Here is a 23,220-nt window from a genome sequence, read left to right as displayed (position 1 = left end):
CATAGCGGGGCTCGAATGTGAATTTACCTATTGAATGATGTATTGACCATAAGGAGCACAACATATCCCGAAGGCCAACGTAAAACGATCAATAACCAAGTATGCGGCAAATAGAATCATACATCAATACACTGAAAGAAGGTGATGAAATGGCCTTATGCTTTTTTATGGATCATTTTGGTCATTCTTTACGCTATTTTGCCTTTTCTTATCTCCGCAACAAAACCGATGCCGAGGAAATTGTCTCAGATGTTTTTGTTAAACTCTGGAATAATAGACAAAAGGTAGAGCATTATGAAAGCCTCAAAGCCTTTCTTTTTATCGCTACTAAAAATGCCTGTATCGATATGCAAAGAACTACTCAATTCAAAATACGGAAAGAGGAACTCGATATTCTGCAGCATATGTCAGTTCCGGATGAAGATGTACTCAAGAAAATATTCCGAACAGAACTCAGCGAGTTGTTACTTGCTGAAATCAATTTGCTTCCCAAACAACAAGCTCAGATCTGCAAGCTCAGTTTTTTGGAAGGCTTGAATACAGATGAAATTTGTGAAACATTGAACACAACCGCATCAACCATCTATTATGCGAGATCCAAAGCATTGCATGCGTTAAAAGAACGTTTCAAATCGAAAAAATTTGAATATCTCACCATCCTAATGCTGACAGCATGGTATACCTTCAAAAGTTAACGGCTACCACACAGCCCTCATCCTCCTCCCAGAAATTTATAAAAGAAAGTAAACAGCTTGTTATTAAGTGTTTAGTGGAGTAATAATCAAAAAAAAACGATCACAAAAAAAAGCTTAGCATTCGGTCGGGCGACCTGCTAAGCTTTTATAAATACCTCTTTGTAAGAGGCAATCAACCTAAACCTAGGACAAAGATAGTGGTTCAAATGATATAAACAAAAATTTTGTTATATTTTTTTTCAACTCCCATAAATTTGTTTTAGCATAGCAATCACAAAAGGAATAGTAAGTGTACAATGTACACTACAATCTTTTTGCATTTTTCAACAGATTATTTTTTTGGTTGCTTCACTCAACTAGTCCCAGCCACAGTATTTAACCCTTGCATTATTTATCTTTACAACAGAATGACCGGTCATCTCCTGCCCTCATTTTATCTATCACTTTTATCTTTACGCACTCAATTGCATCCATAAATATACCCTACACGTCAATACAGACCACAATTGTTGATTGCCCCTTAACTTTCAAGTTTGCCATTCAACTTAATTTGGTGGTGAAGTCTGACTTCAGATGTAATCACCATGAGCTCTTATCTACCACATTTGTGCGATCTAAACATCGATATTTCATTTAATTATTTAGTAACTTTGGAATCAATCAAAAAAAATATCATGTTTACTGGAATCATAGAAACCCTAGGAAAAATAGAAAATATCGAACAGGAAAAAAGCAATATCCATTTTTACGTCAGTTCTGCTATTTCCAATGAACTTAAAATAGACCAGAGTGTAAGTCATAATGGCGTTTGCCTTACTGTTGTCGGATTGAACAATGATCAGCATAAAGTGACGGCAATTGATGAAACCTTGCAAAAGACAAATCTCGCTCAATTAAGGATGGGCGACCTGATCAATTTGGAACGTTGTACTTTGGCAGGAGGAAGATTTGATGGACATATCGTCCAGGGACATGTGGATCAGACTGCGCGTTGTATCCAAAAGAAAGATGAAAATGGTAGTTTTATTTTTACCTTTCAATATGATGTTTCCAAACAAAATATCACCGTAGAAAAAGGATCCATTACCGTAAATGGTATCAGCTTGACAGTAGTAGACTCTAAAGACGATCAGTTTTCAGTTGCTATCATTCCGTATACACTAGAGCATACCAACTTGCAACAAGTTGAGGTGGGTAGCACAGTCAACTTGGAGTTTGATATTATCGGAAAATATGTCACAAAGATAATGGCTTTACGCGCTTAAAAAATTTGCTATGCTTCCTCGGGTTTAAAGCCGACCCAAGGGAGCATATCCGAACACACTTCGTTTCGCGTTCTAACAATGTATACTCAGTTTATTCCAAATAGTGTCCCTGACGTATCAATAACGCGCGATATTTGTTGAAAACACTCGATTTGGAAACAAAGCCCATATACTTATTTTCATCCCCCAAAACTGGAAGTATCCACGTGTCGTCCTTATTCATTTTAGCCATCACGATTTCCATGTTTTCATTGATACCTACCGTATCATTTGGCTTCTGAGCTAACTTTTCGAAAGTCGTATCCCCCCCATCCACTTCACCCAATAATACTGAGAATAGAAACTCGCTATAAAGAAGCCCCATAAATTTGCCTTCGTAATCCACCACCGGAAAGATATTGCGTTTACTATGGATGATGTCGGTTTGTCGACCTTTTGGTGTTTCGTCGGGGCGTAAGATCACAAAATTAGTTTCCAATACATATTTTATCCGCATCATACTTAACACGGATCGATCCTTGTCTTCATAAGAAATCAGATCGCCAGACTCCGCCAATACCTTGGTGTAAATGGAATGCTTTAAAACCGACCGATTAATCAAATAGGAAATGGAACAAACCAGCATCAATGGAACCATCAAGGTATAACCTCCGGTCACTTCTGCAATCAAAAATATACCTGTCAATGGCGCGTGCATAATGCCGCTCAACGCACCGGCCATCCCCGCTACCACAAAATTGGGTACATTTAGCTCGGCAATTCCGGTCAAATTTACACCATAAGAAAATGCAAAGCCCAACAGACCTCCCATCACTAAACTTGGTCCAAATACCCCACCATTTCCACCGCCATTTAATGTAAATAACGCAGCAAGGGATTTTCCAAATAAGGTCAATATCGTATAGCCCAGGACTACTAATCCCATATCCTTGTAGTCTGAGAACAAGCTGTTCTTAACAATCGAGTTAAACTGACCATTGAGAATCTGCTGAATGGTAATATAGCCCTCACCATACAGCGCTGGAAATACAAAAATCATCAGACCTAAGGCAATACCACTGACCCACACTTTATTATAGGGATTTTTAATCTTAGAAAACCATTTCCCCACACTCCTAGAAACACGTGCAAAGTAAATCGTATAAAGCCCAATCAGCACAGCTAATAGCAAATAAAACAACAATGCCGAAACTTGCCAATCGGAATTGAATGTACTGAATAAGGGTTCATTATAAAGCACCCGAGAGACTACAGAAGCCAATGCCGATGAGATCAGCAAAGGAATGAACACTGGAATGGAAAATTCGGGAAGCAAGATCTCGATAGCAAAAATCATTCCTGCCAAAGGGCTGTTGAAAGCACCTGAAATTCCTGCTGCTGCACCACAAGCCAATAACATGGTAACTTCCTTATACTGCAATCCAAAAAAACGGGCGATATTAGAACCGATCGAAGAACCACCCAAAGCAACAGGAGCTTCCAAACCACAGGACCCGCCAAAGCCAACGGTAATAGCCGATGTCACCACCTGAGAATAAATATTGCTGGGATCCAATCGGCTGCCCTTCCGACTGATGGCATAAATAATCGGGGTAATCCCATGCTCCATCTTCTTCCCTTTCAAAAATTTGCGAACAAAAAACACGCTGAGCAAAATCCCTATCAATGGAAAAATCAAGTAAACCGAGTATTTTACTTTCCAATCGATATCATCCTGTATAGTCGTCGCAATAAAATGGGTTAATCTTTTTAGCACAGATGCCATAATACCACCAACAATTCCAACCAAAAATGCGAGTATAATGATAAAGTTCCGGTTAGAAACTTTCTTCATCCGCCATTGATTGATCTGGTCTATTTTTTTAAAAAAACGTCTTTTGAGGTTTCTCATATCGTCCTATTGAAAGCTCAACACTTCCTTTTTCTTTTTTGTTTTGAATTTATCGGGTACTACGGCCAATATTTCTTTTTCTAAGGCCTGAATTGCATGTCTCTTTACATAATTTTGCGTCGTCACCAATGATATCTCCCGTACTGGTTCCGGTGATTTGAAATAACGGATCCTATCCAATTGTTCATCGGAATAATCCCAAATCGACAACTCAGGCAATATCGTGATTCCGTCGTTGATGTCTACCATACGTTTTAGGGTCTCTACGCTACCCGTATTATACTCAAATCGTCCTGTAAGATCTTGATTATGTTTATGATGACAAATATTAAGCACCTGCCCGCGCATACAATGACCTTCATTGAGCAACCATAGTTTATCATCGGCAATATCATCACCACTTAGTATCTTTTTAGGAAACAGTGGACTATTGGCTGAAATATAAGCGACAAAATTTTCGTAAAATAAGGGTGATTCCAAAATCCCGGGGTCATTTAAGGGAGTAGATAGCACACCACAGTCCAGAAGTCCGACCTTCAATTCATGCACAATCCGTTCTGTCGTATATTCCCATATCTGCAATTGTAGTTTCGGATATTTCTCCATAAATGTGGTCAGCACATTCGGAAGTAAATAAGGTGCGATTGTCGGAATAACACCGACCCGTAGTGTACCCTCAATTTCCCCTTTTTTATCCTGTACGATCTCATTGATCTTTCGGCTTTCCGTCAATACCAATCGAGCTTGAAGAATAATTTTCTCGCCGATTTCTGTAGGAACAACAGGCTGACGGCTCCGGTCGAAGATTTTTGCTCCTAAAGACTCTTCAAGTTTTTGTATTTGCATGCTCAACGTAGGTTGCGTGACAAAACATTTTTCTGCAGCTGCAACAAAACTTCGGTAGGTATCAACAGCTATAATATATTCCAGTTGGATTAAGGTCATCTTACTATCTTTAAAGCACAAAATTACGAATCCTGTCGTAAACCAATGTCAAATCCTTTATAATTAAAGTCAACAGGAGTATTTGGCCTGCCGATTATACAATAAATACCTTGCCAAAAAGGTCCAGTATATCCACTATTGTTACATTAGTTCACATAAAAAATCGATTTCATCAAAATGCTTTTCTTAAATTTGGAGATTTACAACAGTTGATAGTTAAAATCCTATGAAGTTTATAAATCGCACGACAATTGCACTAGCTCTATTCTTAACCATGGCAAACAGTCCTTATAGCAAGGCAAATCCCGATGAGGGAATGTTTCCATTGAGTGAATTAAATAGAGCTGGATTGAAGAAAGCTGGGTTAAAGATCAGTGAGAAAGATATCTACAATCCCGGTCAGGTCGGACTGGTAGATGCCCTGGTTCAAGTCAGTGGATGTACTGGGTCGTTTGTCTCAAACCGTGGTTTGATCATTACCAATCACCACTGCGCTTTTTCTGCCGTTCAACTTGCCAGTACAGCAATCAACAATTACCTAAAAAACGGTTTTGTCGCCCAAAATCAAGAACAGGAAATTGAGGCAAAAGGATTAAAAATAAGAATTACCGATTCTTATGAGGATGTTTCCGCTAAAATATTAAATGCTGTCGCCAACATCAGTGACCCGGTAGAGCGTATCAATACGATTAAACGTAAACAACAAGAACTGGTTAAACAAGCGGAAAAAGAAGATCCCACGATTAAAGCTGAAGTATCGGAAATGTTTATCGGTAAAAGTTATGTCCTATTCCGTTATAAAACAATCGAAGACGTTCGTTTAGTTTATATTCCACGTCAAAACATTGGTGAATTTGGTGGAGAGACAGACAACTGGGTATGGCCACGCCACACGGGAGATTATTCTTTTTTGAGAGCTTATGTCGGCAAAAACGGAAAATCTGCACCTTATTCTAAAGACAACGTTCCTTACCAGCCCAAAAAACACCTTAAAGTCAATCCAAATGGTGTACGGGAAAATGATTTCACCTTTATCCTTGGTTATCCCGGAAAAACATTCCGACACCGACCAGCACAATATATTCAATATCAACAGGAATACCTTTTGCCTTACGTATCCAATCTGTATGATTTCCAAAACAAACAGATGGAGGAAGCAGGAAAAGATAATACCGATATCGCCTTGTCCTTGGCAACACGCATAAAACGTAATGCGAATGTATTGAAAAACTATCGTGGTAAACTCAAGGGTTTACGAGGAATCGACTTGCTATCGACAAAAAAACAAGAAGACGAAGCACTGGCGGCTTTTATCTTAAGTAAACCCGAACTGAAAAACAAATATGGAAGTCTACTCACTGATATTGACGCCTATTATCAGCTGAGTGATCAAGATGCCCTGAAAGAACTTTGGATCAATAATATTTACAATAGTACGAGCTTATTGAAAGTAGCCCGCGACCTAAACGTTCTGAAAACCAACTTGGCAAAGGAAAAATCCTCCCAAGCTGCCAAGCAGCTTTTCGATCTGAATATCGAAAAATTAAAAATCGCTGTTAAAGAAACCTACGAAAGCTACAATAAGCAGGCTGATCAGCGTATTTTCTCCAGAATGTTGGAAGATGCCATCGCATTCCAAGGTAAAAATCAATTGGCTTCCATTCAGAAATTGCAATTTAATACGGGTACCGCACAAGAATTTGCAACAGAGATTATTCAGAACAGTAAACTTGGCGATCAAAATTACATACTAAATACTATCTTGGCCAATGCCGATGCACTTCAGAAATTTGACGACAAATTATTGGATTTCCAGGGCAAATTGAACAATGATATTGTCCAGTTCGCTGCTGAACAAAAAAGACGTGAAGGGGTACTGAACAAATTAATGGGCGATTATGTCGCCGTCAAGGAAATTTTTCAGGCCAAAAACTTTATTCCTGATGCAAACTCAACCTTACGTCTGACCTATGGGCACATCAAAGGCTACTCTCCTGCTGATGCAACTTATATGAAGCCATTCACGACAATCGAAGGAATCATTCAAAAAGGAAATCTTGGTTTAGCAGAATTTGACTATCCACAAGAAATCAAGACAGCTTACCTCAATAAAAATTTTGGCCCTTATCTTCAAAAAGATCTGGGATCTGTGCCGGTCAATATCTTATATGATATGGATACTACAGGTGGAAATTCAGGATCTCCAATAATGAATGCCAATGGTGAATTAATCGGTGTAAATTTTGACCGTGCTTATGATGCAACAATTAATGATTTCGCCTGGAACGAGAGTTACAGCAGATCCATCGGAGTCGACATTCGTTATGTCCTCTGGGTTGCCGATAAAATCGACAACGCGCATTTCATTCTGAAAGAAATGGGGATTTAATCGGGGCTAAAACAAACCTCAAAAAATCCGCTGCATCGAGAGATACAGCGGATTTTTTGTTCATTACGCTATTTTCTTTTCGCTAAGCGGGAAGATACTATGATCCACGATACTATGAGCCGAAAACTCGCCGTATATCAGAACCTATTCAACTCCTCACTTAGGATTTATCCGTATACTATTTTGCTCCTTGCAGTAAAGAGGAGAAAACAATCTTCAAACGCGACAAGCCTGTTGTCAAGACTTCCCTTGAACAAGCAATGTTGAGGCGAATAAAGGCGTCACTCTCCTTGCCATACATCGCACCGACATTGACCTGTACATGTGCCTCGTCCAATAAGAGCTGCCCCAATTTTCGACTTGAAATCCCCAAAGCGGCGCAATCTACCCATACCAGATAAGTACCCTCCAAAGGAAGGACATGCAAAGCAGGCAGGTATTCAGCCATAAAGCCTTTCAAATAAACATAATTCGCACGAATGTAGCTTAAAGCTTGATCCAACCATTCCCCACCCGACTCATACGCAGCGATCAGGCCTGTAATGGCAAAGGGACTTATGCTACTTATCTCGTTGGCTAAGAAAGCCTGCTGCACTTTCCTTCTGAGTTCAGGATCGGCTACGAAGACCGTAGCGACCTGGAGTCCTGCCAAATTAAAGGTTTTACTCGGTGCTACACAGGTAATCGAATTCGCCAAAAAGGCTGCACTGATGCTCCCAAAAGGAATATGTGTATGGCCCTCAAATACCAGATCGCAATGAATTTCATCCGAAATGACTAAGACCTGATGCCGCAAACAGATTTCACCGAGACGCTCAAGCTCAGCTCTAGTCCAAACACGGCCAGCGGGATTATGTGGACTACATAAAATAAATAACTTGACTTTCGGATCACTTGCTTTATATTCAAAATCTTCAAAATCAATAGCATACTCACCATTGCGGTAAATCAAGTCATTGGAAACCACCTCGGCTTGATTGCGTTCTATTGAGGAAAAAAAACAATGATATACAGGCTCTTGAACCAAAACCTTATCACCCGGTGAGGTAAATGCGCTAACCAAAGCTGAAAGCGCCGGTACCACACCGATCACAGGAAGTATCCATTCCGGCTGAAGTACAAATTTATGCCGCTGCGAAGACCAGCTCATAACCGCGCTGTAAAAAGTAGCTGGAATAGTAGCATACCCATATACAGCATGTTGAACCCGCTGCGCAAGCGCATCCACAACAGGTTGTGCTGCTGGAAAGTCCATATCCGCAACCCAGAGTGGAATCAAATCGTCATAATCATGTTGATTCCATTTGACCGAATCGGTACCACGACGAACAATCGTTTTATCAAAATTATAGATCATACAGCAATTTACTCAAAATTAGGCTGCATTTGTAATAAAAGCCCCATAAAGTAAAAAGGATGAACAAGAAAGCGGATCAGATGGATATGGCCAAGGAATAGCTCAGACTAAATACAATAAAAAATCCAGTATGCCTAGATAAGCAGAAAGCGCTATCTTTACAGAAAATAGTAGGACAACTATGGCCAAAAATAACTTTTCATTTCGTGCTAGATTAAAGAGTTTTCACTATGCGTTCAGTGGGCTAAAAACAGCCTGGCAGGAAGAACATAATTTCAGGGTGCATTGTATAGCGGCCATTATTGCCATTACCCTGTCATTTGTGCTTCACATAAGTACCCACGAATGGATTGCTGTACTCTTTTCCATTGGTTTTGTATTTGTCTGTGAATTGTTAAATACCGCATTGGAAAATATAGCCGACTTTATCTGTCATGAAAATAATCCAAACATAAAAAAAATTAAAGATATTGCCGCAGCGGCAGTGATGATCAGCAGCATCACTGCACTATTGATCGGCCTCTTAATTTTTATTCCCAAGCTGATCTCATTGGCCCTTCGTTAAATTTTCTAAGGCAAATTTCTCATCAAAAGCTATCTTTTTAGGATCGGCAAAAGTCATTTTTCCAGCCTTCTCTTCCATCGCACCATAACCTTCCAGTGCACGCTCCTTGGATAATTTAAATATTACCTGGCGGACGGATTCCTGTCCCTCAGAAGAAAAAGTATAATCGGCAGTTAAAATATCCCCCTTCAATACACCATCAATATGTCCCTTATTACGATCTTTTTCCTTCCAGGCATAGCTTAGATCACCCTTTACCTTTTCTCCATCAACAGTGATTGATAATGAAATGGTATCGCCATTTTTAAGGTATTGATACGTACTCTTTCCAGTAAGAAACCTCTCAGCATCCAAAGGTTGAGTACTCTGAACAGTGTCATTGAGTTTCGTGGAAGCATCCTGTTTTTTTTGTTGCTGATGGCAAGCAGCACAACACAGCAACACTATAAATCCAAAATTTATTATTCTCATCGTGTTTTTTTGTTTGATAGTATAGATAGCAATTCAAAAGAAATTTTGTTTTAAATAACTAACATTTAAAAATTTAAAATTCAGAAAACAAAAAGCAAGCAAATATTGTTTATAAGTTAGATAGCACTCGGCTATTTTAGCACGATATAAGCTATTAAAAATAAACAATTTAGTAACAATAAAATTATTGCTAGCTTATTGTAAAGCTAATTTTTATTAGTAAATTGTACGCTATAAAATTCAGGAATTCTTAACCAATATTAGTATGAAAGATGTAAGCTTTAAGAAATTTGATAGTGGATGTACATCACTCACAAAATTGTCCATTGAAACAGACTTGGCTATTATTGTTAAAGAGCAAGTTACCATTTCTTCCGAATCCAAAGTTGAAAAACTCAGACGCTGTAAAGAAGAATTACTTAAAAGTCTTTGGTTTGTTCAACGTCAATGTTGAGATAACATTTTCCTCCAAATTTCGACTATCCGCTGATCAGCATATTATGGTCTGACAGCCACACATTCAAGTCACTTTTAACACAAAACAAGCCCCTCCGCTGTTATGCTTCGAGGGGCTTTTAATATGTTTAACAATTCGAATATCACAAGTTATTAAAGCGATTTCAAATGTTTATAGTTCGACTTAATGGTATCCCATACTTCTTCGAAATTACCCGACAACATTAATTTTGCCATACTTTCTGTCATCCCTTTCATTTGACTGAAGGATATCTTGGGCGGCATAGCCAATGCATTGGGATTGGTATATATATCGATCAGGACAGGCTCATCCGTCATACCAAGAGCTTCAGTGATAACAGCATCCACTTCTTGGGGCTGAGTCACCGTAAATGCGCGTATTCCCATCGCTTGCGCGATCATCGCAAAATCTGGATTGACCATATTGGTTTCCTGATCTTTCAGACCTGACACCTGCATTTCCAATTTAACCATACCAAGTGCACGGTTGTTAAAGACGATGATTTTAATCGGTAAGTTATATTGTTTTATTGTTGCGAGATCCCCCAACAACATGGATAGTCCCCCGTCACCACAAAAAGCAATAACCTGACGTTCAGGATGTGTCAATGCCGCTCCAATAGCCATTGGCATGGCATTAGCCATAGACCCATGGTTAAAAGACCCCAGCATGATACGATCCTTTCGCTGATTAATATAACGTGCTCCCCACACACAGCACATCCCGGTATCAAGTAGAAAAATCGCATCATCACTGGCTTTTTGATCAATGGTATGCGCTACAAATTCAGGCTGTATCGCGCATTCACTGCCCGAATCGTCCACATAAGTCATGAGATCTTCCTTGACCTTTGCATAAGAAGCAAGCTGCTTCTCCAGAAATTTTGTATCCGAACGCGCTTCCACAAAGGGCAATACCGCTTTTAAGGTATGCTTGATATCGCCCACTAGCCCATAATCTACGATGGATCTGCGCCCGAGCTTTTCGCCTTCAATATCAATCTGAACAATGGTTTTATTCGTCGGTATAAAATCTTTATAAGGGAAATCAGTCCCCAAAAGTAAAATAAGATCCGAATGATGCATGCTTTGAAATGCCGACGCCATGCCCAAAAGTCCGGTCATACCGATTTCATTGGGATTGTCGCGTTGAATATCCAACTTTGCTTTAAATGAATAACCTACTGGCGCATGGATCTTTTGTGATAACGCTACAATTTGCTCCTGTGCTTTCTTGGCTCCCACACCACAGAACAAGGTTATCTTTTCAGCCTGGTTGATATACTGCGCCAGGCGCCCGATTTCCATATCCGAAGGCCTCACCTGAGGTTCAGTGAAAAACACCTTCGTTGAGGTATTCATTTGAACCGCTTCCATTTCTGATACATCACCAGGCAAACCGATAACCGCCACATCCCGTTTAGAGATAGCCTGTTGTAATGCATTTTGCACCATACGTTGCACCTGTTCTGGCCGAGTGATCATTTGATTGTAGCAAGAACAATCATCAAACAATTTGATTGGATTGGTTTCTTGAAAATAATCGGTTCCAAATTCGTATGTAGCACATGTTGATGCGATCACAAGCATGGGTACCCGTGTCTTGTGTGCTTCATAAACACCATTGATCAGATGCACATGTCCTGGTCCACTGCTTCCCGCACAACAGGCGATCCCGTGCAAATAGGCCTCTGCCGTTGCGGCAAATGCCCCCACTTCCTCATGTCTTACATGGATCCATTGCATCGTTCCATCTGCATGAACAGCTTCGTTGAAAAAATTTAAACTATCGCCCGTTACGGCATAAATACGCTGAATTCCCGCATCCTTTAAAAGACCCACAATCTGGTGTGCTACATTTTTCATACCTATACTATAATTTAAGATTTTGTGACAGCGACCTTATGCAAATTATGTTATCGCCACTTAATAACAACAATAATTTAGCGTAATGGTTTGGGATATTACCTGAACAATACTGTATTACCCAAGCATATAAAATGATCGCATGTGCAAGGATAGCCTCAACGGGAAGCAAGGATACACTGCGCCGAAAATTTCAGCCAACAATCCGCTGCACTTAAAATAGAAAAAGATTATAATCAAGAAAAAAGCCGCTTCAAATTGATTGAAGCAGCTTTTTTAAAATTATAGACTTAATAAATCCTTAGTTGATTTGTCGCGACAATTCATCGACAAAACGCTTTGCATCATTGAGATCTTTATTCCAGTCCGCATAGCGTTTAGCGGTATTCAATTTTGCAATTTTTGCATTTAGCTTCGCTAGGTTAGCTTGATCTTTTGACTTCTCCAACTTTGCTTTAAGAATGCCGACTTTGGTATAATCTTGAATACCTTCCAACATACGTTCATAACGGATAGAGCTTCTTCCTTGTGGATAAACAATATAAGTATCTCCCGCTGGCCAGGTACGGAACCTTGAATCATGCAGCGGATCTTTGACCCAGGAGTTAAATGCCCAACGCAATGCTCCATCGAAGCCTGCCGCTAGCGCATACCAAGCCATATAGGTGGATTCTGCTGGATCCGAGAACGTGAATTGATTTGGGAATTCGTCTGAACAGCAAACATAAAATGTCGTAATATATCCTTTTTTGCGTCGTTCAATCAAATCATTTTGGTCAAATGGATCTCCGGCGGCAACGCTGATATCGGTACTTTTATGATAACGTTGGTAGCTTTTGTGATTATCTGCAAAAGCAACCCCAAACTCAGGCACTACTTTTTCCAACAATGCTATGGCTGGATCCATTTCTTCACGACCTCTTTCATCCATGGCGATATTGGTAATCTTCAACCAGCCCTTTGCGTTGACATGTTTGCTAAAATCCTTTAGGAAAGGCGTCCATAATTCTTCGAATATCGGCGTTCCCGGTTTAGCAATTACATTGACCAGTTCATTTTTACTTTCATCAAAATAATGTACCTCGTTATTCCATGGTAAAAGCGAATAGCAATTGATCTGTTTGTTGATCCCCAGATCCATCATAAAGTTTACCCACCGATCAAAAACAGTATAATCATAGGTCCAGGAACCGTCTTTTGCCTTCTTCCAGATAATCATATCCGCATAAGGATCATAGGTCTGCACGTTCCAGGCATCCTTATTTAAAGTCGCAGTAATCACTTTTTGCCCTGCAGCTGCAAGTTGTTTCATGGTAGGCTTCAACGCTTCAAAATGCTCATCGCTCCACATCTTCACATTATTGACGCGGGCAACTGCCGAAGGGTGTTGCCATTGATCCAAATGATAAGTCCACTGGGATGCAGGTGGCAGCACATGATTTTGCACATTGACCGTAAGTTGTAACTGTTCCTTTACCTGACCATTTTGCTTAACTGAAATTGTCGTTTTATATTGTCCAGCAGCAGCTTCCTTGGGAACCTTTACTGTAATCCATACAGGACGGACTTTCTTAGCTTCAAGGTCATAGCTTTTCAGATCATCCAACATATCTGCCGACAGAGAAGCTTTAAAATCTTCTGGTTTACGATGGCCACAACCACTTGCAAATTCATCAGTCATGACATAACGAACAAAACGCGCTTGTACCGCATCGCTACCGATCACCTTGCCTGTGGTAGACTTTAATTCACTTGCCGATACAGCAACATCTGCTGCGGCAGCACTGGTCCATAACAATACTTGTGCCGATACTTGCTCACCTTTCCAGGCATCCACAGCCGCCGTACGTTGTGTTGTCAGATTTGGATTAACAGATTTGGGATAACGTTTGTCTATCGATACAAACGAAGCATGTAGACCGGCTTTAACATTCGACCAGTTGGATAAAGTATCCTTTGTGGGATCGGCCATTTCAGTAAATGTTGTCCCTGTAGCAAAACGCTGCTGGGAAAATCCCGGATTACTGCCACAAAATAGCATATAAGCCAGGGCAATAGAAGAATAAATTGTAGTTTTAGGCATAACAGTTATAATTAACAAAACTTTAGCGAAGCTGCCAGCAGCGATGGATTCACAATCGCATCGTTCTTTTTTCCGCCTAGGAGCGGGTGCTCAAAGAAAAAAGGCAAACAACTTCTGTTTGCCTTAAAAATACTAAAATTTTATTTATCGATAACTAACTTTGTTCAAAAATTTCAGAAAGTGCGGTATAGAGATCGGGATGATTCTGCTTAAATTTTTCTGGATTCTCAAAAAAATACTCCGAGGCAACCGCAAAAAACTCAGCTGGATTGGTCATGCCGTATACATCAATATCAGATTTATTTTCTTTTATCTTGGTAATTTCTTCCCGTATCAGATTCATAAAAGGAATGACTGAAGCCTTATCCATCAAATGTGTGGGAATGCCATCCACTGTGCCATCGGTTTTATCGATCAAGTGCACAAATTCGTGTATCGCTGTATTCTGTCCATCGTTTGGATTCTTAAAGCCATACTCCAGTGCCGATTTAGACAATATCATTTGTCCATTCATGGCTCCCTCACCCACCATACCCATAATATTGCGGTCAGCATGGCCTTCAAATTCATAGGCTGTATTGAATTGGGAAGGATAAACCATAATATTGGTCAAATTGGGATAAGTCCATTTCTTAAAGGCAAATATTGGAATAATTGCACTGGCGGCAATCATCATATAATCTTTCAGCTCAACCGCTACACCCACACCTTCAATCTTGACCGTATCCAAAAATTTTAAACAGCGGGTTTCAAATTCCGCTTTGTCCGCAGTGGACAGATTGCGGTAATAGGCAACTTCTTTTTCTAGAATTTCTTTGCCTTCGTCGCTTAATACACGTTTAATGGCTTTGCTATTTTTGGCCGTACGATTTAACAGGTAATAAACAACATAAATGGTTACTGGTATAAGCAGTACAATGAATAGTTTTCCTAGCATATTATTTGATCTGTATCCATTTGGGATCCCGAGCCTGCAAATTACGCAAAAAGCCTTTAAAATGTGAGGTTCCAAATAAGATTAAAATCTTTTGCTGTGGAGCGTCAGCAACTAACGAAGCCAGGTTCTCTTCCCTTTTTTTCATGACAAATTCTTTATCAAATTTGTTTTTTAATGCCGCTTTTATAGGTTTGCAGGAATAAGGTTCCTGGAGCGGTGTTTTGTAATCACAATCATCCAGGTTGATCGCACCATACAGGTATTCAAACTCGTCAAGCAATTTATTTTTGGGAATATCCGCATTTACCGCCGTTTCATAATTCACCAGAAAAAAGGAATAATCGGGCTGACTAATGATTCGCTGCCCCAGTTTACGGTACATGGGCGCCCGAAGAACCCGGGAGGTATCGCCCGGTATTTCAATACATTGCTGCAACCCTAGCCGATTCCCTGTAAGCTTTCTAAATTTGCGGTCATATAGATCACGTTGTGCCGCACTATCCACCTGATAAGCGATGCTTTCATAAAAAACAACATAGCCCAAATGTTGAAGAGAATCTACAGCACGCTGGATTTGATCATAGTACACACGTGTACCCAGATGCCGCATTGGAATGTAAACGACTGTTCGATTGCCGTTACGAAGTTCAAATCTACGCGAGGCATCACGTAAGACACCACTACCTTGAACCATCAATGAAGTTTCGCAGCCCAGTAGGGCAAATACCGTCAAAAAAAGGGAGATAACCTGTCTCAATTGCATACGATTTCATTATATTAAAATGTTCTTTGCTAGCAAAGACAGTACCATGAAGCAATTATTTTACTACCTACCCGTAAATTGAACCTGTAGATTAGCCGTATTTCCCGGTACTTCCATTAGAATAACTTGCAATGATAACAATATATTATCTCCCTTGTTCTATAAATTTTATAGGCTTGTCAATCCTATTGTTGTTCCGTTTGGAATAACCGCATTTTTTTTGATAACAACAATGCCGTCACAAATGGTATAGGTAGGATGATTGGCATTCAGCAAATGAGGTCCGCCATTGATCCGGACATCGTTACCGATACGACAATTTTTATCCAAAATAGCATTCTCAATATAACAGCGTTCTCCAACACCCACCACAGGTATATTTTTCCGCTTTGCATCCTCCATATCGACGAGATCCTCATAATAGTCAGACCCCATCATATATGTCCCGCGCACCACAGATCCTGTACCAATCCGCGAACGAACTCCCACGACGGAACGGTCTATTTTATCCGCTTGGATAATGCAGCCATCCGAAATGACAGAATTGATCAATGTTGTACCCGAAATTTTAGAAGGCGGCAACATCCTTGGACGGGTGAAAACCGTATTTTTATCAAACAGATTAAAGGCCGGAATATTATCAGTCAAACCAATGTTGGCCTCATAGAAAGAACCTATGGTTCCGATATCTGTCCAATAGCCCTCAAATTGATAGCTAAGCACCCTATTCGTATCAATTGCATCGGGAATAATTTCTTTTCCAAAATCCATTCCGCGATTCTCTTCCAGCATACGTTTCAGGACGCCTTTTGAAAAAACATAAATACCCATAGAAGCCAGGTATTCCCTACCCTCACCCTTTAAATGGTCGCTCACTTCTGAACTCCAGTCTACCAGCTGCTCACTATTCGGCTTCTCAATAAAAGAGGTAATGTGATTCTTTTCATCTGATTTCAGTATTCCAAAACCAGTGGCATCTTTGGCGTTTACTGGAATAGTCGCAATGGTCAGGTCGCCTTCGTTTTCGACATGAAAGTCAACCAGTGCATCAAAATCCATTTGATACAGCTGATCCCCCGATAAAATCAGTACATAGTCATAATCAATACTAGCCAGCTTCCGAAACGATCGCCGTACGGCATCTGCCGTACCTTCGAACCATTTATCGCCATCATTGGTCTGTTCGGCAGCCAGGATATCAACAAAGCCCTTACTAAAAATACTAAAGTTGTAGGTATTCTTAATGTGGGAGTTGAGTGACGAAGAATTGAATTGTGTCAACACAAAAATCTTGTTAAAACCCGAATTAAGACAATTCGAGATGGGAATGTCCACCAAGCGATATTTCCCGGCAATGGGAACCGCCGGCTTAGACCGTTGATCGGTCAATGGATACAGACGTGAGCCCCTTCCTCCGCCCAAGACGATAGCTACTACATTATGACGTGACATATCAAATTACATTATTTGGTTATATAGACTTATATACTTCGCTGCAGATTTATCCCAAGAAAAATCCAACTGCATCATTTTACGTTGATTCTCCTCAAACTGCTTTTTACTGTCGTAAAAATTTATAGCCCGAACAATCGCTGCACTAATTTCAGTGGTTGTCAAACTATCAAAACCTATACCGTAGCCATCATTTTTCAGATCGATTACCGTATCTTTCAATCCCCCCACCTGATGCACGATCGGCAATGTACCGTACTTCATCGCATAGAGCTGATTAAGGCCACAGGGCTCAACGCGGGAAGGCATTAAAAGAAAATCCGCACTGGCATAAAGCCAATGGGCAAGGCTTTCATCATAACCAAAGAACACATCAAAATTATCAATTCCATCATCGACGAGTGATTTCACACGCGACTGGATCGCTGGGTCTCCGGCACCCAGTATAAATATACTTAATCTATCGCGATATTTCTCCGTCAAATCCAAAATTATCTCCGGTAGTAAATCCGCTCCTTTTTCTGTTGCAAATCGGCCTATAAAAACAAGCAGTGGTCGATCTGGATTGATTTTATACTGCTTCGCCAAAGCCTCCTTATTTTTCAATTTGCCGGAAAAAGCTTGTACAACATCATAGTTTTCGAACAAGGTATAATCAATGTTGGGATCCCAGATTTCCCAGTCAATTCCATTGACAATACCGACAGATTTATTTCGCTCATCATAAAATAGATGCTGTAAGCCATTTGCTTCCACATAAAGCTCTTCCAGATAGCCTTCGGATACAGTTGTGTAAGCATCGCAACATTTAATTAGGGCCGCAAGTGGGTTAATTAAACCATCCCAGTCCAATAATCCCCATTTCCAGCTATCGAAAGCAGGCAACAGAATGGCTTTGCTCCAATGTGTCCAACCCTGATATTGCCCATTGTGCACGGTGGCTACCGTTTTAACATCGGCAAGAAAATTATAGTCATTGCTATACTTCATCAAAAAAGGCATCAAACCGACATGATGGTCATGGCAATGCACAATATCGGGGACTATAGCTTTATCCTTAAACCAAGCCAATACAGCATGTTGAAAGGCGATAAACTGTTCACCTTCATCGGGATAACAATACACCTCCTGCCGATCGAGTTTTCCTGGAATCTTGACTAAATAAAGCTCAAATCCCAGTATATTGTCTGCTTCCTTATAAACAACATAGTTCAACAATTCAGATCCTTGATAAAAAGTACCCTCGTGAACGACAGTAAAAGTATGGTCCCGAACAAATGGTCGGTCATACCAGGGCATGACAACAGCCGCTTCCCAACCGAGTTTGGTCTGATATTTGGGCAATGCCCCAACGACATCCGCAAGGCCACCAACTTTGGCGACCGGATAACATTCAACACTCAAGTGAAATACTTTCATTCGAATAAGTTCTATATTTTATCTCTTTCAAAGGCAAAAAGCAACCTTCCTACTATTTATTACAACAAATTTACCGAACCTGAAAATTGAGGCCAGATCCATATTTTATAACTCAACTTATTCTTGTGCATCATCAAATTTTCGAGAAACATATTATACAGGTGTACGTTCTCCCTGCTTCACCGGATTTACATCCTTTAGTTCCTTCTTCCTTTTGAGGATATAGCCTCCTAGAGGAGGCAAATGAAGTTGTGCAGACTGTACTTGGTTCATCCAATGCAAGTGCTCACTATGGATATGCAGATTATGTATTCCGGAACCGAAATAGGTCAAATCATCCGAATTCAGCAACACTTCCCATTCACCGGCGTAAGGTAAACCAATACGGAAATGTTCCCGAACAACAGGCGTTAAGTTAAGTACAACAACCGTATCATCCCAGGAGTCAAATCCCTTTCGCCAATAGACCACAATCGAATTTTCACGATCACCGGCATCTATCCATTCGAAACCTGCAGCATCGAAAGCCTTTTGGTAAAGACTTGGTTGAGCTTTATAAACCGCGTTCAGATCGGCTACAAATCTTTTCATACCCTGATGAGGCGCAAACTCCAGAAGATGCCAATCAAGCGATTGGTTTACATTCCACTCCGAAGTCTGCCCAAATTCACCGCCCATAAACAGCAATTTTGTTCCCGAAAAAGTATACATAAAGAGATACAATGCGCGCAAGTTGGCAAACTTTTGCCATTCATCGCCTGGCATTTTATAAATTAGGGACTGCTTTCCGTAAACGACCTCATCATGTGACAAGGGCAGCATAAAATTTTCATGGAAAGCATATACTGTCGCAAAGGTGAGTCGATCATGATGATAACTGCGGTTAATCGGATCCTCTTTAAAGTAATCCAACGTATCATGCATCCAGCCCATCATCCATTTCATTCCGAAGCCCAATCCACCAGCATACGTTGGCCGACTGACACTCGGCCAAGAAGTAGATTCTTCGGCGATTGTCTGCACATGTGGAAAATGTCCGTAAACGGCTTCGTTCAGCTCTTTTAAAAATTGTACCGCTTCGAGATTCTCATTTCCTCCAAATTCATTGGGAATCCACTCGCCTGCATTTCGACTATAATCCAAATACAACATAGAAGCTACCGCATCGACCCGAAGTCCATCGATATGAAAACGATCCAACCAATAAAATGCATTACTGATCAAAAAAGAACGTACTTCATTTCGCCCATAGTTAAAAATATAGGATTGCCAATCGGGATGAAACCCTTTCCTGGGATCTTCATGCTCGTATAAGCCCGTCCCATCAAAACGATAAAGACCATGTGCATCACCCGGAAAATGCGAAGGAACCCAATCCAACAATACGCCTATCCCGGCGGCATGCAGCTCCTCAATCAGATACATGAGATCTTGTGCCGAACCATAACGCGAACTTGCCGCAAAATAACCTGTTATCTGATATCCCCAAGAAGGATAATAGGGATGCTCCATTAAAGGCATAAACTCCACATGCGTGAAATTCATTTCCTTCACGTAAGATACAAGTGCCACGGCGATTTCGCGGTAGTTGAGCAACGTATCCGGACTTTCGGGATCCCGCGACCAGGACCCTAAATGTACCTCATAGACCGACCAGGGTTGATCCAGCCTATTTTTAACGGCACGCTCCTGCATCCATTGCTTATCCTGCCACTCATACCAGGTCGAATGAACAACGGAAGCAGTCTTTGGGGCAACTTCCCACCGAAAGGCAAAAGGATCACCTTTCTCGAGTTGCTCACCAGTATAGGTCTGGATAACATACTTATATGTCTCTCCATTGCCAAGCCCCGGAATAAACCCTTCCCAGATTCCGCTACCATCCCAGCGCACAAAGAGCGCGTGATGCTCCTTATCCCAAAAATTGAAGTTGCCGGTTACGGAGACGGATTTTGCATTTGGAGCCCAAACCGCAAAATAAACGCCTTTTTCACCGTTGACTTCCAGTTCATGCGAACCGAACTTTTCGTATAATTTGAAGTGCTTACCCGACTGGAATAAGGCGACATCAAATTCAGAAAAGAGACTATGCGGAATTACTTCATTGGCCATGTTTAACCTTCTATCAATATGTTATCAAATTCTCGTGCGACATTAATCCAATACCGCCCCTTTTCATCTACTTGTACTTTTGTATCAATACCATCGGTCTTCACCTTCTTCACTTGAAAAGGCAGGCCGATCAACTGTAGTTTATATTCTTCGTATCGCTCTGTAAAAAGCCCATCTCTGGTTTGTTTGATCGACAAGGATTCTTTGAGCCCTGAAACCGTAAAACATTTTTCAAGATAGATATCTTGTTCATACGCAAAGGTGTCGCCATGATCTGAATACACATACGAACGGGTTACACCTTCAGCGAAGTAAACATTGAGCTGTAGCTCCTCAATTTTCTTTTCACCAGTATATTGCATCACCGGATATTCAGGGATAACAGATCCCCCGCGAATGAAAATCGGCATTTCATCAATCGGCGTAGCGATGGTATGTTCCTTACCGCCCACGTAGATTTCATTATTGAAATAATAGAACCAAGTTCCCTCAGGTAGATAGACAATCTTGCTTTTTTGTCCTGGCTGCAATACCGGCGACACCAATATTTTATCCCCAAAACAGAATTCCTCCTCACGTTGCCAGTTGGTCGGTATATGCTGCTCGACCATGGAAATCGGACGTAATATTGGAAAACCATACTTGGTCTGCTCCCAAAAACAGGTATAGATATACGGCAACAACTTATACCGGAGTTCGATAAATTTCCGATTGATCTTTTCCCAATCCTCCCCAAAACTCCAGGGCTCACGATCGCGGGTATCGCCGGCAGAATGCACACGCATAAAGGGCGAGAAAACGCCAAATTGCATCCATCGCGTAAATAATTCACCGTCCGGTTCGCCCGTAAATCCACCGATATCCGTGCCGCAGAAGGACATACCCGAAGTGGATAGACGCTGTAATTGCAAGGTCCCCAGCTTGAGGTGTTCCCAACTCGCCAGATTGTCGCCAGTCCAAACCGAAGAATAGCGTTGTGTACCCGCATAAGCCGCTCGGGTAATGGTGAATGGGCGCTTGTTTTTATATAATTTCTTTAAGCCATCATACGTTGCCCGAACCATCTGCATGCCATAAACATTGTGTGCCTTGCGATGTGAACCCCGATGGCCATCGTACTGGTGACGTACATCGTCGGGGAATGTTCCGCGGCCAAATACCGCCGGCTCATTCATATCGTTCCAGAAGCCTGCAACACCATCTTCCACAAGCCCCTGGTATAATGTACCCCACCATTGACGAACCTCCGGATTGGTAAAATCAGGAAATTGACAACGTCCGGGCCACACAAATCCTTCCATAAAATAATCGTCCCCTCGACGACAAAAATACCTATTTTCTTTCCCTTCCCTGAACACCCAGTAGTTCTCATCAACCTTAATACCCGGATCGATCATCACCACGGTTTTAAAACCATCATTGGCCAAATCGCTGATCATATTTTTAGGATTGGGGAAATACTGCTTATTCCAGGTAAAACAGCGGTATCCTTCCATATAATCGATATCAAGATAAATAGCATCACATGGAATCTGTCGCTTCCGAAACTCCTCAGCAACCTTGCGGACATTCGCTTCGGGATAGTAGCTCCAACGACACTGGTGGTAACCAATTGCCCACAAGGGTGGCAGGTAATGCGTACCTGTCAACGTATGATAACGACGGATAACATCGATAATATGCGGCCCGTGTATATAGTAGTACTGCAGTTCCCCGCCTTCGGACCAAAAGCTTGTTTTTCCCGGATCTTCCGCAGCGAAATCAAAATACGTTTTAAAAGTATTGTCAAAGAATATGCCGTACGCTTCACCATCTTTTAAACCAATATAAAACGGAATAGTTTTATAAAGTGGATCCTGATCGTAAGCAAAAGCATAAGTATCTGAATTCCAGTTTTTAAGTCTTTTACCTCTCAGATTCAATTTAGTGGCCTTGTCCCCTAGTCCATAAAAAGCTTCATTTTCAAAGGCCACTTTCGTGTTATATACATAGTAACCTCCAAAATCGGGATTTTCCTCCCAGTGCATCGGTGCCAAATCAGCGTTAAATAGCTTCCCTGAACGGTCCGAAAAAGAAATCAAAAAGTCACTCTTATTGATCTTACAAGAAATTGTATTCGTATGAACCAGATAATGGTCTGCCTCTTCCTTGCATTGATGTATACTAACACGGTGATCTTTCTTGGCTAAGGCATAAGAAAAATCCTCCAAAAAAGTTCCTTGTGGAGCCAGCCGCACCCTGACGATCTCGTCCGTGACGATCTTAATTTCTACCTTGGCTTTGCCGTCAGAAAAATAATAGGACTTATCGTTTTGATTGTGGGCTACTATGGTTTCAAGGTATTTCTTTTCAATTTTAGGTAAATCCAATACCGGATTATTCACATGATGCATACTCTCCAAAGTACCATCATTTTCCTCCTCATTTAGTGTGGTTTGATTTAGGTTGTCGTCTTCAAGCATAGTTGTAATATGTTAAAAAGTTTCTGAAGGCTTAATTCCTCTTTAAGATAGAAAATTAATCCTGCGCTGAC

Annotated in this window: 17 protein-coding genes; 5 read left to right on the top strand and 12 right to left on the bottom strand. The window is 40.9% G+C overall.

Annotated features, from left to right (window positions below; genetic code table 11):
* The first annotated feature begins 101 nt into the window (after nucleotides 1-101).
* Together K2F45_RS10025 and K2F45_RS10020 are read left to right on the top strand one after the other, a co-directional pair.
* Complete coding sequence (locus K2F45_RS10025; RefSeq protein ID WP_075992019.1) at nucleotides 102-695, top strand: RNA polymerase sigma factor; 594 nt, start codon at nucleotides 102-104, stop codon at nucleotides 693-695.
* Nucleotides 696-1,369: 674 nt separating this feature from the next.
* A complete protein-coding gene (locus K2F45_RS10020; RefSeq protein WP_248933446.1) occupies nucleotides 1,370-1,960 on the top strand; it encodes a riboflavin synthase in 591 nt (196 codons plus the stop codon).
* A gap of 91 nt (nucleotides 1,961-2,051) precedes the next feature.
* Here the strand turns inward: K2F45_RS10020 and K2F45_RS10015 are convergent, their stop codons facing one another.
* Nucleotides 2,052-3,851: a chloride channel protein gene (locus K2F45_RS10015; RefSeq protein WP_075992018.1), complete on the bottom strand. Its 1,800-nt coding sequence runs from the start codon at nucleotides 3,849-3,851 to the stop codon at nucleotides 2,052-2,054.
* Between the two features lie 6 nt (nucleotides 3,852-3,857).
* Nucleotides 3,858-4,796 carry a hydrogen peroxide-inducible genes activator gene (locus tag K2F45_RS10010; RefSeq protein WP_120334676.1) on the bottom strand — a complete coding sequence of 313 codons (939 nt, stop codon included), beginning with the start codon at nucleotides 4,794-4,796 and terminating at the stop codon, nucleotides 3,858-3,860.
* Nucleotides 4,797-5,022: 226 nt separating this feature from the next.
* On the opposite strand from K2F45_RS10010, the gene K2F45_RS10005 reads away from it, so the two are divergent.
* The gene (locus tag K2F45_RS10005) at nucleotides 5,023-7,185 is read left to right on the top strand and encodes a S46 family peptidase (protein WP_248933445.1); all 2,163 of its coding nucleotides are present in this window, start codon (nucleotides 5,023-5,025) and stop codon (nucleotides 7,183-7,185) included.
* A 178-nt stretch (nucleotides 7,186-7,363) separates the two neighbouring features.
* On the opposite strand, the gene K2F45_RS10000 is transcribed toward K2F45_RS10005, so the two are convergent.
* Nucleotides 7,364-8,542, bottom strand: coding sequence for a MalY/PatB family protein (locus K2F45_RS10000; protein WP_248933444.1), 1,179 nt, complete (start codon nucleotides 8,540-8,542; stop codon nucleotides 7,364-7,366).
* A 181-nt stretch (nucleotides 8,543-8,723) separates the two neighbouring features.
* Between K2F45_RS10000 and K2F45_RS09995 the strand changes: the two genes are divergently transcribed.
* Nucleotides 8,724-9,107 (top strand): diacylglycerol kinase, encoded by a 384-nt coding sequence (locus K2F45_RS09995; RefSeq protein WP_248933443.1) that lies wholly within the window; start codon nucleotides 8,724-8,726, stop codon nucleotides 9,105-9,107.
* Here the strand turns inward: K2F45_RS09995 and K2F45_RS09990 are convergent.
* Nucleotides 9,090-9,578 carry a hypothetical protein gene (locus K2F45_RS09990; protein WP_248933442.1) on the bottom strand — a complete coding sequence of 163 codons (489 nt, stop codon included), beginning with the start codon at nucleotides 9,576-9,578 and terminating at the stop codon, nucleotides 9,090-9,092. The genes K2F45_RS09995 and K2F45_RS09990 overlap by 18 nt on opposite strands.
* 265 nt (nucleotides 9,579-9,843) lie before the next feature.
* Between K2F45_RS09990 and K2F45_RS09985 the strand changes: the two genes are divergently transcribed.
* Entirely contained in the window at nucleotides 9,844-10,032 is a 189-nt protein-coding gene (locus tag K2F45_RS09985) for a hypothetical protein (protein WP_075992013.1), read from the top strand.
* 155 nt (nucleotides 10,033-10,187) lie between these two features.
* Here K2F45_RS09985 and K2F45_RS09980 read toward each other — a convergent pair whose 3' ends face one another.
* From K2F45_RS09980 to K2F45_RS09945, 8 genes are all read right to left on the bottom strand, one after another.
* Nucleotides 10,188-11,921 (bottom strand): thiamine pyrophosphate-dependent enzyme, encoded by a 1,734-nt coding sequence (locus K2F45_RS09980; RefSeq protein WP_248933441.1) that lies wholly within the window; start codon nucleotides 11,919-11,921, stop codon nucleotides 10,188-10,190.
* Nucleotides 11,922-12,222: 301 nt separating this feature from the next.
* Nucleotides 12,223-14,004 (bottom strand): DUF4091 domain-containing protein, encoded by a 1,782-nt coding sequence (locus K2F45_RS09975; RefSeq protein ID WP_248933440.1) that lies wholly within the window; start codon nucleotides 14,002-14,004, stop codon nucleotides 12,223-12,225.
* Between the two features lie 154 nt (nucleotides 14,005-14,158).
* The gene (locus tag K2F45_RS09970; protein ID WP_075992010.1) at nucleotides 14,159-14,941 is read right to left on the bottom strand and encodes a M90 family metallopeptidase; all 783 of its coding nucleotides are present in this window, start codon (nucleotides 14,939-14,941) and stop codon (nucleotides 14,159-14,161) included.
* Nucleotide 14,942: 1 nt separating this feature from the next.
* Nucleotides 14,943-15,704, bottom strand: coding sequence for a hypothetical protein (locus K2F45_RS09965; RefSeq protein WP_248933439.1), 762 nt, complete (start codon nucleotides 15,702-15,704; stop codon nucleotides 14,943-14,945).
* Between the two features lie 168 nt (nucleotides 15,705-15,872).
* Nucleotides 15,873-17,156, bottom strand: a complete 1,284-nt coding sequence (locus K2F45_RS09960) for a glucose-1-phosphate adenylyltransferase (RefSeq protein ID WP_075992008.1) — start codon at nucleotides 17,154-17,156, stop codon at nucleotides 15,873-15,875.
* Nucleotides 17,157-17,162: 6 nt separating this feature from the next.
* On the bottom strand, nucleotides 17,163-18,575 hold the full coding sequence (locus tag K2F45_RS09955) for a glycogen synthase (RefSeq protein WP_075992007.1): 1,413 nt from the start codon (nucleotides 18,573-18,575) through the stop codon (nucleotides 17,163-17,165).
* 153 nt (nucleotides 18,576-18,728) lie between these two features.
* Nucleotides 18,729-20,687, bottom strand: a complete 1,959-nt coding sequence (gene glgB, locus K2F45_RS09950; RefSeq protein ID WP_075992006.1) for a 1,4-alpha-glucan branching protein GlgB — start codon at nucleotides 20,685-20,687, stop codon at nucleotides 18,729-18,731.
* 2 nt (nucleotides 20,688-20,689) lie between these two features.
* Nucleotides 20,690-23,149: a glycoside hydrolase family 31 protein gene (locus tag K2F45_RS09945; protein ID WP_075992005.1), complete on the bottom strand. Its 2,460-nt coding sequence runs from the start codon at nucleotides 23,147-23,149 to the stop codon at nucleotides 20,690-20,692.
* Nucleotides 23,150-23,220 lie beyond the last annotated feature (71 nt).

This window comes from Sphingobacterium siyangense (genome assembly GCF_023277505.1).
Lineage (GTDB): Bacteria > Bacteroidota > Bacteroidia > Sphingobacteriales > Sphingobacteriaceae > Sphingobacterium > Sphingobacterium siyangense.
This window is presented reverse-complemented; position numbering and strand designations above follow the sequence as displayed.

Bases quoted from the DNA above. Each gene is read 5' to 3' on its own strand.
- K2F45_RS10025 (WP_075992019.1), top strand. From the start codon at position 102: ATGCGGCAAATAGAATCATACATCAATACACTGAAAGAAGGTGATGAA.
- K2F45_RS10020 (WP_248933446.1), top strand. From the start codon at position 1,370: ATGTTTACTGGAATCATAGAAACCCTAGGAAAAATAGAAAATATCGAA.
- K2F45_RS10015 (WP_075992018.1), bottom strand. From the start codon at position 3,851: ATGAGAAACCTCAAAAGACGTTTTTTTAAAAAAATAGACCAGATCAAT.
- K2F45_RS10010 (WP_120334676.1), bottom strand. From the start codon at position 4,796: ATGACCTTAATCCAACTGGAATATATTATAGCTGTTGATACCTACCGA.
- K2F45_RS10005 (WP_248933445.1), top strand. From the start codon at position 5,023: ATGAAGTTTATAAATCGCACGACAATTGCACTAGCTCTATTCTTAACC.
- K2F45_RS10000 (WP_248933444.1), bottom strand. From the start codon at position 8,542: ATGATCTATAATTTTGATAAAACGATTGTTCGTCGTGGTACCGATTCG.
- K2F45_RS09995 (WP_248933443.1), top strand. From the start codon at position 8,724: ATGGCCAAAAATAACTTTTCATTTCGTGCTAGATTAAAGAGTTTTCAC.
- K2F45_RS09990 (WP_248933442.1), bottom strand. From the start codon at position 9,578: ATGAGAATAATAAATTTTGGATTTATAGTGTTGCTGTGTTGTGCTGCT.
- K2F45_RS09985 (WP_075992013.1), top strand. From the start codon at position 9,844: ATGAAAGATGTAAGCTTTAAGAAATTTGATAGTGGATGTACATCACTC.
- K2F45_RS09980 (WP_248933441.1), bottom strand. From the start codon at position 11,921: ATGAAAAATGTAGCACACCAGATTGTGGGTCTTTTAAAGGATGCGGGA.
- K2F45_RS09975 (WP_248933440.1), bottom strand. From the start codon at position 14,004: ATGCCTAAAACTACAATTTATTCTTCTATTGCCCTGGCTTATATGCTA.
- K2F45_RS09970 (WP_075992010.1), bottom strand. From the start codon at position 14,941: ATGCTAGGAAAACTATTCATTGTACTGCTTATACCAGTAACCATTTAT.
- K2F45_RS09965 (WP_248933439.1), bottom strand. From the start codon at position 15,704: ATGCAATTGAGACAGGTTATCTCCCTTTTTTTGACGGTATTTGCCCTA.
- K2F45_RS09960 (WP_075992008.1), bottom strand. From the start codon at position 17,156: ATGTCACGTCATAATGTAGTAGCTATCGTCTTGGGCGGAGGAAGGGGC.
- K2F45_RS09955 (WP_075992007.1), bottom strand. From the start codon at position 18,575: ATGAAAGTATTTCACTTGAGTGTTGAATGTTATCCGGTCGCCAAAGTT.
- glgB (WP_075992006.1), bottom strand. From the start codon at position 20,687: ATGGCCAATGAAGTAATTCCGCATAGTCTCTTTTCTGAATTTGATGTC.
- K2F45_RS09945 (WP_075992005.1), bottom strand. From the start codon at position 23,149: ATGCTTGAAGACGACAACCTAAATCAAACCACACTAAATGAGGAGGAA.